Consider the following 14,223-nt stretch of genomic DNA (forward strand, 5'->3'; position numbering starts at 1 on the left):
TTGAAATCAAAAAATATTGGGGCTTAGCCTCAGGGACTCTGACAATCAAAATTTGGTTGAAAGCACAAAAAACAACCAAATTTTAGGGAGCAATATTATGCGTACTCTCATTTCAATATTAGTGGCTAATGCACTGCTTTTTAGCGGGGCTGGTTTTACAGCAGATATCGACGCCCAAAAAATCGCCGATCTTAAACAGCAACTAGCAGACATTACCGAAGAACTTGATGATCTCAATTCGCGGGTAGATAAAACCGAACGCCACACCGCTTTAGATAGAATTCAAATTACAGGTGATTTTCGGACCAAAGCGCATTCATTGCACTTTCAAAATGTCACTTGGAATCCAGCAATGAAAGTTAACTTTTCAGATTTTGGCGCTAAAGCCATGTCTGGTGCGTTTGGCGACCCTAGCAGTGCTACTTCACCGCTAGGTAAAATGATGGCCGCAAACCCGGAGTTAGCTGCGGCATTTCAAAGTGGCATGTTACAAGGCGTAATGCCCTATGTTCTTGCCCCTCAAACCCAACAAGATATCGATAACGACATACTTTACACCACTCGCTTACGTTTAGATCTCAAAGCAAAAGTATGGGATAACGTCAGTTTTGCAGGCCGACTCAGCATGTATAAAAACTGGGGCGACTCTACCGGGGTTAAGGTATTTGATTCATGGAACTCATTTACCATGGATGGCACCAGTAGTGGCAACACCAGTGGCGATTGGTTACGAGTAGAGCGCGCTTATTTTGATTGGAAAAATATTAACGGTAGCAATACTTACCTCTCTATTGGACGTCGCCCTTCAACCTATGGCCCACCGAGTCATTATCGTGAAAATGAAATGCGCGGCGGCACGCCATCTGGGCACTTAGTTAACTTTAATTTTGATGGTGCAACATTGGGTTATAACTTAGGTGAAATCACCGGTATTGAAGGCCAAGTCGTACGTTTTTGTTATGGCCAAGGATTTGAGTCTCAGTTTGGTAATGGCGAGATGTTTGGCGACATTATCACTAAAGATACCCACTTAGGTGGCTTCAATATTGATGTGATTAATGACGGCACTAACTTCCTGCAAATGACCTTATTTGGCGCTAAAGATATCAACGATGGCTTCAAGGGCACCATGGCATTTCCCACCCAATTAGCGGGAATATTTGCTCCGACTATGTATCAAGACATGCAAAAGTTTGAAAACTTCAACTTTGTCACCCGTGTTCAGCCTAGTGGTGTTATTGGTGACATGTTCTTAGGTGGCTTAGGTTATGCTAGAGAAACTGAAAATGATTACAAATGGTTTGCTTCTATCGGTTGGACGCGTGCAGAACCTAATGGCAATGCCGGTTTATTTGGCGGCATGTTAAATGATGCTGTGTTTGAAGCGGAGCTAAATAGCACGGGTACTGAAATCATTATGGTACCAAAAGAAACTGTCGATACGGATACCAAAGATGGTTACGGCGTTTATATCGGGATGCAAATGCCCGCTCCGGGCGGTAAATTCGGTCTAGAGTACAACTATGGTTCAGAATATTGGACCCCATTTACCCAAGCCCAAGATGACCCCATTGGTAGCAAATTAGCTACTCGAGGCCATGTCGCTGAAGCCTATTACATTTTTGATATCAACCCAAGAATGTTTATCAAGTTAGCAGGCTTGTATTACGACTTTGAATACACAGGCAGCGGCACCCCGGTTGGCGCACCTCAAAAAGTGGATGATGTCATTGCTGGTACCGCCTACTCCATGCTGCCTGTAGTGGATACCGCTTACGATGTAAACGCCTCTTTGACTGTTAACTTTTAATTGCACTTCCCGGGGGCCTCGCCCCTCAGGGTAAGGATTTAAATCATGAAAAAAATATCAATGGCTTGGATGTTACTGTTAGCCAGTAGCGCCACTCACGCAGCATTTGATCATAAAGAAGTACTTAAAGGGCCATTTACACAAGGCACTGAAGTCACCACGCAATGTATTGAATGTCATGAAGATCATGCAAAAGAGTTTATGAAATCTTCCCATTGGACTTGGGAATTAAAGCAAGAGTTGCCCGATCGCACCGTAATGCGTGGCAAAAAGAATAGTATTAATAACTTTTGTGTCTCAATTGCTGGTAATGAACCACGCTGCACTAGCTGCCACGCAGGTTACGGCTGGAAAGATAACAGTTTTGATTTTACCGATATGACCAAGGTGGATTGTTTAGTGTGTCACGACACTACCGGAACCTATATCAAAGAACCAGCAGGTGCGGGTGAGCCAATGGCCAAGGTTGACTTAACCCGTGTTGCCCAAAATGTCGGTCAACCTGTGCGTGATAATTGCGGCACTTGTCACTTCTATGGCGGTGGTGGTGATGCGGTTAAGCATGGCGATCTCGACTCTTCTATGTCTTACCCAGAAAAAGACACAGATGTCCACATGGATACCGACGGTAATGATTTTCAATGCCAAACTTGCCACACCACAGCAAGCCATCAAATATCAGGCAATGCCATGGGCGTATCACCGGGCGGAGAAAACCCTATCGGTTGCGAAAACTGCCATGACAGTGCGCCACATGACAGCAAAAAGCTCAATACTCATACAGCAACGGTTGCCTGTCAAACATGCCACATTCCGTTCTTTGCCAAAAATGAACCGACAAAAATGCGTTGGGACTGGTCTACCGCTGGCCAAGAATTAGCTGAAGTTAAAGACGAAAATGGCAAAAAAACCTTTATGAATAAGAAAGGCAGCTTTATTTGGCAAAAAATGGTACCACCACAATATGCTTGGTTTAATGGTAAAGCCGATGCGTATATGGCTGGCGATAAAATTGACCCAAGTCAAACCATCAAATTGGCCTACCCACTTGGCAACATTAACGACAGCAAAGCCAAAATTTATCCATTCAAAGTACATACAGGTAAGCAAATATATGACACCAAATTGAATATATTAATTACCCCTAAAGTGTTTGGTGAAAATGGCTATTGGGATAAATTTGATTGGGATTTAGCATCCAAGCTAGGCATGGAAGCGAACACCACCATGATTGAAAAAGGCTTAAGTTACAGTGGCGAGCATGACTTTGTTGAAACTGAAATGTGGTGGCGCATCAACCATATGGTTTCACCTAAAGAGCAGGCTCTTCAATGTAATGACTGCCACAACAAGGGGACTCGTTTAGATTGGCAAGCGCTTGGTTATAAGGGTGACCCAATGAAAAACAAGCAAGGCCCAAAACATGCTAAATAAGATTTGGTCATTCAACCAAACAGTCTAATTAGAAAGGCTTGTTCAATATCAATCAATTAGCAATTAGCAATTAGCAATTAGCAATTAGCAACTAGCAACTAGCAACTAGCAACTAGCAACGAAAAATGCCTTATCAAGTTGATAAGGCATTTTATATTTTAGTGTTTATAAGCATTAATGAAAAAACTGTTTTGCCGGCAGCGGTTTTGAGTAAACATAACCTTGAATAAAATAAACACCCTGCTCACTTAGATAAGCAACTTGCTTATCATCTTCTACCCCTTCAGCAATCATATTTAAATTGGATTTTTGTGCAAATGAAATAATTGCTTCAATGGTTTTAGTATTAAAATTGTCTTGACGACCTATGGTATCAACAAACATCTTGTCAATTTTTAGGGTACTGATCCCTAAATGTTGCACATAGCTAAAACCACCGTAACCGGTACCAGCATCATCTAATTTTAAATCAATACCTATCGCGTAAAACTTATCTAACATTTTACGCGCAGCAACTAAATCTTTTATAGGTAAGCGCTCAGTAATTTCTAATGAAATACTATGCTGTTGCAATTCACCTGATTCAACCACGCCTTTTAGCATCTGATACAAATCATCATTATCCAAATGCTCAGGCACAATATTAACGCTAAAAAATAAGGCATCTCGTTTACTGGCAAGTTGTTTTACATCATTAAACACATGCCCGAGCAACCCCTTGGTCATATGCACGATTAAACCATTAGCTTCTGCGTAGGGAATAAACTGATTCGGTGGCATTAAGCTACCATCTTGACGTTGCCAACGCATCAGCACTTCGGCACCAATCACTTTTTGGTTGCGGGAGTCCACAATAGGTTGATAAAAAGGAATAAACTCAGACCGCTTAATCCCTTGAATAATTTGATTATGAATAGATTGAGCATGGTTAAACCATAAACTTGCTACATATGTCACCCAGGAGGCAACAATGCCAGCAATGAGTAAAATCATCCACCAAGAAAAGTAGGTATATTGCTCATAAAACTCACGATTGCCAGATAACTGAAACTTTGCTTCAAAATAGGACGAAGCTAAAACAACCTCTTCACTAATAAAATAATCACCATCAAAACTTTCAAAACCAAATGTTAAAAAAGGACTCGAATCAAAAGATATTTTATATTCTAAACAGTGTTCACAGCTCATGGGCACAAAATAGCGAGGCTCTAAAGGGATCAAACTAGCCACATAAAAAATATCGCCCATATTGCGGATCAGTATCAGCTCAAGATGCTGCCCTGTTATAGACTCCAATACCCCTAAACTATATGTTTCACTAATTTGATGGTGTTTTACTTTGTGAACTTCGCGGATGACTTCGTTAGACTCACAATAAATATTTAGCCCTTTGGCTACTCCTACCCAACGAATAAAACTAGCATCAAACACGGTACGCTTTAACTGTGCTTCAACCTCGTCATTACACTCAAATGAGTCAAATGTAATATCAGGTAAAGCATTTAACTGTGCAGCACTTGTTTTAATTAAACGCTCAAACTTATCGGTTAACATGGCTGCGTCACGACCAATCAGCTGCTTGGCTAATATATGGTCAGTAAAACGTAATAATGCAACGCTCAGAAGCAGCGTAATTAAAAAGATTAAACCATACTTAATTCGTTCCATGAAACCACCTAAATCCAGCAAGTTATCTTCAATATAGCCTGCCTGTGGATGTTAAGGTAGTGTAAATATTTAAATTAATGATAAATCAAGCCCTTCACAGCACCAATCATTATGCTGTTGACTAATTGGATCAATAAATTGCAATCGCTGTGCCAATAACTTTAATGGTTTAGCAAAGTTATCAGGCCCTTTGGGCTGAAGCACAGGATAAAACCTGTCGTTAATCAATGGCATACCAAGGCTTTGCATGTGCACTCGTAATTGATGGGTTTTGCCCGTGATCGGACTGAGCTCAAACAAACCAATATTGTTATGAATGGCTACCAGACTGATTTGTGAATGGCTATTCACCTCGCCTGGCGTGATTTGCATAATAAAACTGGGATCGGCTGGTTCAATACGATTTTTAACCGTCCACATATGCGGGAGTTTTAGCTGACCTTGCTGATATTGTTTCAAGATATCTGCTGTCAACATCGCTAATGCCTGATAATGCTTTTGAATTGCGCCATCAACAAATAATTGATGATACGCATGACGAGTATCAGGATTCACTGTCATTAACATCACCCCTGCAGTGTCTTTATCTAAACGATGAGCAGGAGCAATGGTATCAATCCCCGTGCGCTTACGTAGCCGATGCACTAAACATTCATTAACGTAATTACCTCCGGGGGTAACGGGTAAAAAATGCGGCTTATAGACGATCATTTTATGCTCGTCTTGATGCAAAATAACCTCTGAAAACGGCACCTGAGTTTCCGCTTCCACTTCACGATAATAATAAACTCTAGCACTAGGCACATAAGCAGTTGAGACAGAAATCAACTCACCATTTAGCCAATGGACTTTGCCACTGGTGACTCTATCTAGCCATACCTTTGCAGCAATCTGCGGAAATTTAGCAATCAGAAAATCCATCACTGTGTGATGTTGTGGGTTTTGTTGTTGAGGTAACACGACAAAAGACGGCTGCGCAGCAATAGCGCCGCAACGATTGGATACCTTGTCATTAGCGTCTTTGGAGGTAGCGCAGCCTGCATTGGCTCGTTTAGTGTCAGAAGGTTTATACGACATACAATTGATAACAGTATTTTTGAAGTGCTGTCAGTTTAACAGGTTATCCCCATCCACCTTACTCGAATATGCTAAACATCCACATGGGATCGCAATAATTGCAGTACAAAGTCCATGGTTTTATGGCAATCAGGTTGCTCAACCAATAACAATTTATCACGATTGTACATAGGCAAGACTTCTAACCAGCGCTGACTAACCCATGTCGCATCTTCTAAATGCACCTGGGTATAAAGTTCAAGCAAATCGGGATTAACCTCATAAAACTGCTCTAATGCAGCACTGATTATTTCAAATTCCCCCACAATAGGTTCATCACGCCAATTTTGACAAGGTAAGGTTCTCGCTATCCAAATACCATCACTTCGCATCGCTGCTGATAACACTTTAAGCCGCTGCCTTCCTTCAAGTACAATGCTCAATGTATTGTCTTCAAGTTGATTAAAATCAATGATGTCACATTCGGTGACCGTGGCATAACAGGGCAAAGTATCATTGGACTTTTGCGCACCAAACGCTAAGCCACATTGCCCTTTTAGAACCATAACAACCATTGCCAGCTCAGCAGGTAATGCCACTCGAATTTCAAGCCTTCCCGCTGGCAATAACACCGCATCCTGAATTAATAAGGCCATTTCACGGGTTTGCATAGTCGCCTCCCACACTCGAAAGTGAGAATTCACTTAATGCTTAATCGCATTGGTATGAATTAAGTTTAGCAGCGGTTCATTTTTCAACCACTCAACACAGATTAATTAATGCTAATGAACGACTATCTTGATGTAAAAATTACATTGTTGCTTTTGAAATATGCCTGAATAAGATATTTCTTTAATTCAAAATCATCCTACTTATCATCCTCGATATTCTTGTCTCACCACAAATCACGGCACCTAAGCCATTACCAACATCTAGTCTCGCGATTAACCTTACATTTTAAATGTTGAATCCATGTAAAAAACCGCTATTATAACCACGCGAAATTACTTATAACAAAAAGAAATATAGTGTTCGCCTATAACAACAATAATAAACAAATGGATTAGTAAACAATGAATAACAACAACTTAAGTCTGATTTACTTAGATGCAAATGCCACTACACAGGTATTACCTCAAGCTGCCCAAGCGGCATTGCAAGCCATGGAACATCAATTTGGTAACCCAAGTTCGAGCCATATCACAGGCTTACAAGCCAAAGACCTAATGGAGCAAACTCGTCAAAAAGCCAAACAAGTCATCGGGGCCGGTAACGGTAAACTCATTTTTACCAGCGGTGCAACAGAAGGAATACAAACTGCGATTATTTCAGCATTAGTCGCTGCCCGTACTCAGCTAAAAGCAAATAATCAAACTGGTGAAAACTATTATTTACTTTACGGTGCGACTGAACATAAAGCCGTGCCGGAATCACTTAAACACTGGAATCACATTCTTGACATTAACGCCAAAGTCGTTGCTATTCCTGTAGATAGTCTAGGTAATTTAGATTTATCATTTATTGCCCAACATGCTGCCAAGTCGCTGATGATATGCACCATGGCGGTCAATAATGAAACAGGGGTATTTCAAGACCTTAAACAATTAGAAAAAACCATACGTCAAGCCAGTCTAAGCACATTTTGGATGGTAGATTGCGTGCAGGCATTAGGTAAAACGGCGCTCAATCTTGAGCACACCAGCATTGATTACGCGCCATTTAGCGGCCATAAATTGTATGCACCTAAAGGCATTGGCTTTGTATATATCCGTCAAAACACCCCATTCACCCCTTTTATTGCAGGAGGTGGCCAAGAAAGCGGTTTGCGTTCAGGTACAGAAAACCTACCGGGCATGGCTGCCTTTAAAGTGATTTTTGAGCAATTGCTTCAAGCAGATTCTAGCTTCGCTCCCCAGAACACTTTACATCAATATCGCCAACAGTTAGCAGATACACTACAACAAGCCTTTCCGCAAATTGTGTTTAATCACAGCTTTGCTAACAGCGTGCCGACCACCCTTAACTTTGCGATTAAAGGTTTTAGTAGTAAAGAAATCATGGATTTGTTTGATGCTGCCAATATTCGTGTTAGCTCAGGTTCAGCCTGCTCATCAAAAGTCACACGCAGCTTTGTCCTTGATGCAATGGGGCTGCCTGCATGGCAAAGTGAATCAGCGATTAGACTGTCATTTGGCCCAGCCATGACACAGAAGCAAATCAACCAAGCTTGTGAGCGCATCTTATTTGCCGCCAAAGCACTCAGCCAAAGTTGCATGGTGCTAGATGATACCAATCTCAATGATGCACTTAACCATAAAACGCCGCTACAAGGACTAGTGCAGTTGCGTTCTGGAGCCAGTTGTACTTGGATTTATGCCGATGCCAAAGCAAAACAGGCATTGATTATCGACCCGTTACCTGAACTAACTCAGCGTATAGACACGTTACTCCAATGCCAACAACTCACAGTGAAAGCCATACTAGACACCCATGGACATGCCGACCATGTTTCCGGGCGAACCTTGCTAGGCGCACAACATCTTAATGATCATCAATGTGATCAACTCGGCTGGCCACAAACCCCGTTGAGATTGCGTGATAACAAACAACAATTTGAATATATTGAAGTAGCAGATAAATGGTTAGTGAAAGTGCCAACCCCAGGCCACACAAATGACAGCATTAGCTTATTACTATGTACGCCATTGCGAAAGCACGACACTTTGGCACAAAACACCCTATTTGCCTTCTGTGGTGACACTATTTTAATGAATACCTTGGGCCGCACTAATTTTACCAATAGCTGCAGTGAATCCATGTATCAAAGTATTCAATTACTTAGCTCACTATTAGCACCACAAACCCTGATTTGCCCAAGTCATGATTATCATAATGAGTTTGCCACCCATATGATGGCAGAATGCCAACGTAACCCGTTATTACAGCAAGTGATTCAAGGCGTGGTCTCTGTTGACGAATTTGTCGCGCAAAAACAGATTCTAGACAGCCAGCTAAATGATAATGTGGGCAGTGAAATTATTTGTGGCGCCCTTCAAAGCCAATGTGCAAGCAAGCTCAGTCCAATTACTGAATATAACCGCGAGACCTTAGACCTAGCCCTAAACGCTGCTAAAGTTAAATTGATTGATATACGTGAGCCCCACGAATACGTGTTACAGCCGTCTATGCAGTCTTGCGAAAACGTCCCTTTAACCCGGTTAGTGCAATTTATGCAACAACATCAAGCTGACAATAAGTTTGAATGGGTATTAGTGTGTCGCAGTGGTAGTCGCTCATTGGCCGCTGCACAAGCCATGCAGCGCCTTGGCTTTACACATATCGCCCACTTAAAAGGTGGTTACGCATTAAGTGGCACACCTGTAAAGGCCGCAGTTCAAGCCGCTTAAAGATAAAATGTAGGCTCAAAACACCTTTTCGTGGACAAACACAGTTAAGCTCAACAGCCCTAGGACTCTCCGCCTAGGGCTTTTTTTCGTCTAAGGATTGGTCAAGCTAATAAATCTTGCTAAAATCGGCGCAAATTTATAGGAGCCTTAACCATGTCAATGTATGTAGTGGGTCACAAGATCCCTGATTCAGATTCAATTTGCGGTGCAATCGCATTAGCTTACTTAAAAAATCAAATTGGCGAGCCAGCAATTGCTGCACGTTTAGGTGAATTATCACCCGAAACCGCGTTCATTTTAGACAAGTTTGGTTTTGATGCACCAGAGTTCAAAACAAGCTACGCGGGTGAAAATGTTTATATTGTTGACCATTCTGAAATTACCCAAGCACCGGATGATATTGCCGAGGCGACTATCGTAGGGATTGTTGATCACCACAAACTCGGTGATTTAACCACATCAACACCATTGGAATGCTGGATCCGTCCTGTGGGTTGTAGTAACACAGTGATCAAGATGATGTACGATTTCTACCAAGTGGAAATCCCAGCAAACATCGCAGGTATCATGATGTGCGCCATTTTAAGTGACACGGTTATCTTTAAATCCCCCACCTGCACCACCGCAGATATTCGCTGCGTTGAAGTATTAGCTGAAATCGCCGGCATTGAAGATTTTAAAGCCTTGGGCATGGAAATGTTCAAAGTCAAATCAGCCGTTGAGGGTACGCCAGCACGTGATTTAGTGATGCGTGATTTTAAAGACTTCAATATGAACGGTAACTTAGTAGGTATTGGCCAGTTAGAAGTTATCGACTTATCAGTATTTGATGCCATTAAAGCTGATTTAGAAGCCGATATTGCAGCACTAAAAGTTGAAGGTAATCGCCATAGCGTATTGCTACTGCTTACCGATATCATGAAAGAAGGCTCTGAAATGTTAGTGGTATCTGATGATGCCGAGCTAACCCAAAAAGCCTATGGCAAAGCAACTGTTGATGGCCGTGTATGGTTAGATGGCGTGTTAAGCCGTAAAAAGCAAGTAGTACCAGCATTGCAAGATGCATTTGCTTAATGACACAAAGCAATTACCTAAACAGTTAACCAGTTTGGTATAAAATGAGGCTGAACTCTTAGATTAAAATAAGGTTCGGCCTTTTTTGACTCTATCAATCAATTAAGCGCCCCAATGGACTTAACCGCTAACTGAGCTGCTTGATCCACTCTTTAGGTGATGCAAGAATAAAGCTTAAATCTTTACCATCAACCAAATCGACTTTTATCGCGTTTGAGGTAACAGGAATAACGCCCGCTCCTTTTCCCCACGTTTTGCTTACCCCTTTAATGTCTGCCAAAGGAATATGATAAGGGCCATAACCTAAGTCTTTATCAAACGGTGAAAAATGTAGTTGATCATCTGCAATCCACAACTTACCATCGGCGCGAAATGCCCCTTTTTGAATCGTGGCATAAGTTGATTTCACCACTTCATCTGAAAGTCCTATCTCGTACATTAACGCCTCCTTTTTTAACAAATACTCTTCAAGTATAACCTCATAAAATGTGATCTCAAGCACATAGAGAAATTAGCCTTACAAGCTGAAAGGTTATCACTCACAGCGATTCAGCTAAGACGGATGGCGAGATATTGTTAAAACACTATGAGTATCAGTAAGTTTTCTTACCTAAATCTCGCTCAACTTGTTCGGAATAAGGGCTAAATATAAATAACCAGAGAAATATTTACCCACCAAGAGATTCCAACCAGTGCCGAACTAAGGTATAACGGCGCAATGAAAACTCCCCAACGAATACAACCACTCATTAACGATGGTTTAATTGATGAAGTCATCAGCCAGTTAATGAGTGGTAAAGAAGCAACAGTTTATATGGTCCGCAGTGGTACGAATATCCGCTGCGCGAAAGTCTATAAAGAAGCCATTAAACGCAGCTTTAAAAAAGCCGCGCAATATCAAGAAGGCCGTAAGTCTCGTAACAGCCGCCGTAGCAGAGCTATGGAAAAAGGTTCAAGCTATGGACGTGAGCAACAAGAGCAGGCCTGGCAAACCGCTGAAGTCGATGCATTATACAAATGCGATGAAGCAGGCGTCAGAGTGCCGACACCTTATGGCTGCTTTGAGGGTGTGTTATTGATGGAGCTAATCACTGATGCTCAAGGTGATGTCGCCCCACGTTTAAATGATGTCATTCTTACTGAAGCGCAGGCTTGTCGCGATCATGCCACCATGATGAACTACATCACCCGTATGCTTTGTGCAGGCATTGTCCATGGTGACTTATCCGAATTTAATGTATTGCTAGATGCACAAGGCCCAGTGATTATCGACCTACCACAAGCGATTGACGCTTCAGCCAATAACAATGCCAAAGCAATGCACGCCCGTGATGTAAACAACATGACACGTTACTATTCGCAATTTGCTCCGCAGTTAAAACATACTCAATACGCCAAGGAAATGTGGCACCTATACGAAAAAGGTGACTTATTACCTGAAACAGAGCTGACAGGTCTATTTGCAGAAGACACCCACAGCGCTGACGTTGACTCAATATTAGATGAAATCCAAGCGGCATATGAAGAAGAGCAAGCACGCCGTGAACGAATAAACGATGCTATTGATCAATAAAAGATCATCACTTGTGTAACAATTGCCTAAGTTACAGGCCTTTGGATGACAAAGGCGTTAATGGTTTTGTAAAACAATATTTTTAATAGCGTGAGCTGTTAGTTGTTCTGATTTTATATGCGGTTTTTGAAATAAATACCCTTGCATATATATCGGGCCAAATTGATGTAAAAACTGCAGTTATTCAAGCGTTTCAACTCCTTCAGCAACCACATCAATATCCAACCTTTGGGCTAACGCCACAATATTTTGATAAATGCCAACACTTTTAGGATCTGTATCTGCGTCATTTAAAAATGATCGATCGATTTTAATTTTATCGACATTTAAATGCTTAAGGCGACTCAACGATGAATAACCTTGAATTAAGTAAGGTATTAATACTAAAAGCAAAAAAAGCCCAATCCAGAGATTGGGCTTAAAAGATTTTGTTTTAAGTTTTATTAAAACACACAGTGCTTGGTATAATCAGCGGCTTCATTGGCTGACCAATCACCTTTTGGCTTGTCTTCCATTTTTTTACACCAGGCTTCACTACCTACTTCAGGGGAGCAAGCGGTAATACCTAATGCAAATATGCAAACGACTGATGTGGCTAATAATTTTTTTAATAACATAATACTTCCTTGCTTTAAGTGACGAGCTAACAAACAAATTATTGATGAAACCTTAATGATGAGCAAACTATTATTGCTGTGAGTGCTTAATAATCCAACTAATTGCATCATGTTTTTCTAATAATGGAAACCATGCTATTTCACCCTGCATAAAGGGGCCCAGTAATCTGACCGAATTTCCCACCCAATCAGGGCCACCCACAAACACGAGTGCATCAAATTGAGGAAATTGTACTTCACCACTCCCCGCCAATGAACCGAATTCCCACCCTTCAAGTAACACATCGGCCTCAATGTATAAACACACTTTCCCCCAATCTTTACGGTAAGATTCAATCGCTGGCTGCAAACGGATGCGGTAATCTTCTGCAGAAATACGGCCACTCACAAACAGACTTATAACCCCTTTGGTGATATCGGAAATTTGGCAAAGCATAGACAACTCCAGCTTTATCGCTGCGCTTGCACAGCGTTGATACGGCATTAGCGTAAAGCATAACAAAAATGTCCATCTGCAATATATAACTATTTTTAATCTAAAAAAGTTATACTACAAGCTATGATTAAAATTTCTCACAGCGTCAGTATCGAAGATAAAGAAATTGAGTGGCAATTTGTTCGCTCAAGTGGTGCCGGTGGACAACACATTAATAAAGTGTCGACTGCGGCTCAGTTAATTTTCGATATCCATCAATCATCTTTGCCTGATTTTTATAAACAAAAATTGTTAGTGAAGGCTGATCATCGTATTACCCAAAGCGGTAAAATCATCATTAAATGTCAGCAATCACGTAGTCAAGATTTTAATCGCCAGCAAGCACTGGAACAATTTATAGAGCTGGTCAAAAGCGTCACCATTGTGGCCAAAAAACGGATTGCAACAAAAGCAACCAAAGCGAGCCAACGTCGCCGCGTTGACGCCAAAACGAAACGTGGAGCCACCAAAGCACTGCGTCAAGGTAAGCCTAGCTTTGACTAATCCGCTATTTTATTAATGTTAAAATGAATAGATTGAGGTTTACTCAATCAGCAAGTTACGTTAAAACTCAATAAAACATTATTCTTCAAAAAGAGACGCCCATGAGCCAAGCTGTCAAAGTATTATTAATTAATGGACCTAACTTAAATTTACTCGGCCGTCGAGAGCCAGGGCTTTATGGTCATCAAACATTAGCGACTATCGTAGATGATGTGCAGCAAATAGCACAAAATGCGGGAATTGATTTTGAACATATTCAATCCAATGCTGAATTTGAAATTATTAACGCTATTCATGCCACTGACGCACAGTTTATTATTATCAATCCTGCCGCCTTTACCCACACCAGTGTTGCCATTCGCGATGCATTATTAGGCGTAGCCATTCCCTTTATTGAAGTACATTTATCTAATGTGCATGCTCGCGAGCCATTCCGTCATCACTCATTTTTATCAGATAAAGCCGTAGGCGTGATTTGCGGTTTAGGTGCACAAGGTTATCAGTTCGCCATGCAAGCAGCGTTAAAGCATCTTCAACAGTGAACAACCCCGCGACATCGCTTCGCTTTGATCACGGGGCTTCTGCAATCTAGTTTTTTGACGACT

The 14,223-nt window shown here is 41.4% G+C and carries 14 protein-coding genes; 7 read left to right on the forward strand and 7 right to left on the reverse strand.

Features of this window, described 5'->3' with window-relative positions; genetic code table 11:
* The first annotated feature begins 97 nt into the window (after positions 1–97).
* Together HBH39_RS15615 and HBH39_RS15620 are read left to right on the forward strand one after the other, a co-directional pair.
* Positions 98–1,810, forward strand: a complete 1,713-nt coding sequence (locus HBH39_RS15615; RefSeq protein WP_167679592.1) for a DUF3373 family protein — start codon at positions 98–100, stop codon at positions 1,808–1,810.
* Between the two features lie 60 nt (positions 1,811–1,870).
* A complete protein-coding gene (locus tag HBH39_RS15620; protein ID WP_167680115.1) occupies positions 1,871–3,244 on the forward strand; it encodes a tetrathionate reductase family octaheme c-type cytochrome in 1,374 nt (457 codons plus the stop codon).
* Positions 3,245–3,418: 174 nt separating this feature from the next.
* Here the strand turns inward: HBH39_RS15620 and HBH39_RS15625 are convergent, their stop codons facing one another.
* From HBH39_RS15625 to HBH39_RS15635, 3 genes are all read right to left on the reverse strand, one after another.
* The gene (locus tag HBH39_RS15625; RefSeq protein WP_167679593.1) at positions 3,419–4,912 is read right to left on the reverse strand and encodes an EAL domain-containing protein; all 1,494 of its coding nucleotides are present in this window, start codon (positions 4,910–4,912) and stop codon (positions 3,419–3,421) included.
* A gap of 69 nt (positions 4,913–4,981) precedes the next feature.
* A complete protein-coding gene (locus tag HBH39_RS15630) occupies positions 4,982–5,989 on the reverse strand; it encodes a pseudouridine synthase (protein WP_167679594.1) in 1,008 nt (335 codons plus the stop codon).
* A 71-nt stretch (positions 5,990–6,060) separates the two neighbouring features.
* The gene (locus tag HBH39_RS15635) at positions 6,061–6,639 is read right to left on the reverse strand and encodes an LON peptidase substrate-binding domain-containing protein (RefSeq protein WP_167679595.1); all 579 of its coding nucleotides are present in this window, start codon (positions 6,637–6,639) and stop codon (positions 6,061–6,063) included.
* Between the two features lie 402 nt (positions 6,640–7,041).
* Here HBH39_RS15635 and HBH39_RS15640 point away from each other — a divergent pair, with 402 nt between their 5' ends.
* Both HBH39_RS15640 and HBH39_RS15645 read left to right on the forward strand, forming a co-directional pair.
* The gene (locus HBH39_RS15640; protein WP_167679596.1) at positions 7,042–9,375 is read left to right on the forward strand and encodes an aminotransferase class V-fold PLP-dependent enzyme; all 2,334 of its coding nucleotides are present in this window, start codon (positions 7,042–7,044) and stop codon (positions 9,373–9,375) included.
* Positions 9,376–9,528: 153 nt separating this feature from the next.
* Positions 9,529–10,449: a manganese-dependent inorganic pyrophosphatase gene (locus HBH39_RS15645; protein ID WP_167679597.1), complete on the forward strand. Its 921-nt coding sequence runs from the start codon at positions 9,529–9,531 to the stop codon at positions 10,447–10,449.
* 127 nt (positions 10,450–10,576) lie between these two features.
* Here the strand turns inward: HBH39_RS15645 and HBH39_RS15650 are convergent, their stop codons facing one another.
* On the reverse strand, positions 10,577–10,888 hold the full coding sequence (locus tag HBH39_RS15650; RefSeq protein ID WP_167679598.1) for a hypothetical protein: 312 nt from the start codon (positions 10,886–10,888) through the stop codon (positions 10,577–10,579).
* A 279-nt stretch (positions 10,889–11,167) separates the two neighbouring features.
* Here HBH39_RS15650 and HBH39_RS15655 point away from each other — a divergent pair, with 279 nt between their 5' ends.
* A complete protein-coding gene (locus HBH39_RS15655) occupies positions 11,168–12,022 on the forward strand; it encodes a PA4780 family RIO1-like protein kinase (protein WP_167679599.1) in 855 nt (284 codons plus the stop codon).
* Between the two features lie 180 nt (positions 12,023–12,202).
* On the opposite strand, the gene HBH39_RS15660 is transcribed toward HBH39_RS15655, so the two are convergent.
* The 3 genes from HBH39_RS15660 to HBH39_RS15670 form a co-directional block, all read right to left on the reverse strand.
* Positions 12,203–12,415 carry an EAL domain-containing protein gene (locus HBH39_RS15660; protein ID WP_167679600.1) on the reverse strand — a complete coding sequence of 71 codons (213 nt, stop codon included), beginning with the start codon at positions 12,413–12,415 and terminating at the stop codon, positions 12,203–12,205.
* Positions 12,416–12,465: 50 nt separating this feature from the next.
* On the reverse strand, positions 12,466–12,639 hold the full coding sequence (locus HBH39_RS15665) for a DUF3012 domain-containing protein (RefSeq protein ID WP_167679601.1): 174 nt from the start codon (positions 12,637–12,639) through the stop codon (positions 12,466–12,468).
* Positions 12,640–12,709: 70 nt separating this feature from the next.
* Complete coding sequence (locus HBH39_RS15670; RefSeq protein ID WP_167679602.1) at positions 12,710–13,075, reverse strand: STAS/SEC14 domain-containing protein; 366 nt, start codon at positions 13,073–13,075, stop codon at positions 12,710–12,712.
* A gap of 123 nt (positions 13,076–13,198) precedes the next feature.
* Here HBH39_RS15670 and arfB point away from each other — a divergent pair, with 123 nt between their 5' ends.
* Together arfB and aroQ are read left to right on the forward strand one after the other, a co-directional pair.
* The gene (arfB, locus tag HBH39_RS15675; RefSeq protein WP_167679603.1) at positions 13,199–13,618 is read left to right on the forward strand and encodes an alternative ribosome rescue aminoacyl-tRNA hydrolase ArfB; all 420 of its coding nucleotides are present in this window, start codon (positions 13,199–13,201) and stop codon (positions 13,616–13,618) included.
* 101 nt (positions 13,619–13,719) lie between these two features.
* Positions 13,720–14,160, forward strand: a complete 441-nt coding sequence (gene aroQ / locus HBH39_RS15680) for a type II 3-dehydroquinate dehydratase (protein WP_167679604.1) — start codon at positions 13,720–13,722, stop codon at positions 14,158–14,160.
* Positions 14,161–14,223 lie beyond the last annotated feature (63 nt).

Origin of the sequence: Shewanella aestuarii, assembly GCF_011765625.1 — a bacterium.
Lineage (GTDB): Bacteria > Pseudomonadota > Gammaproteobacteria > Enterobacterales > Shewanellaceae > Shewanella > Shewanella aestuarii_A.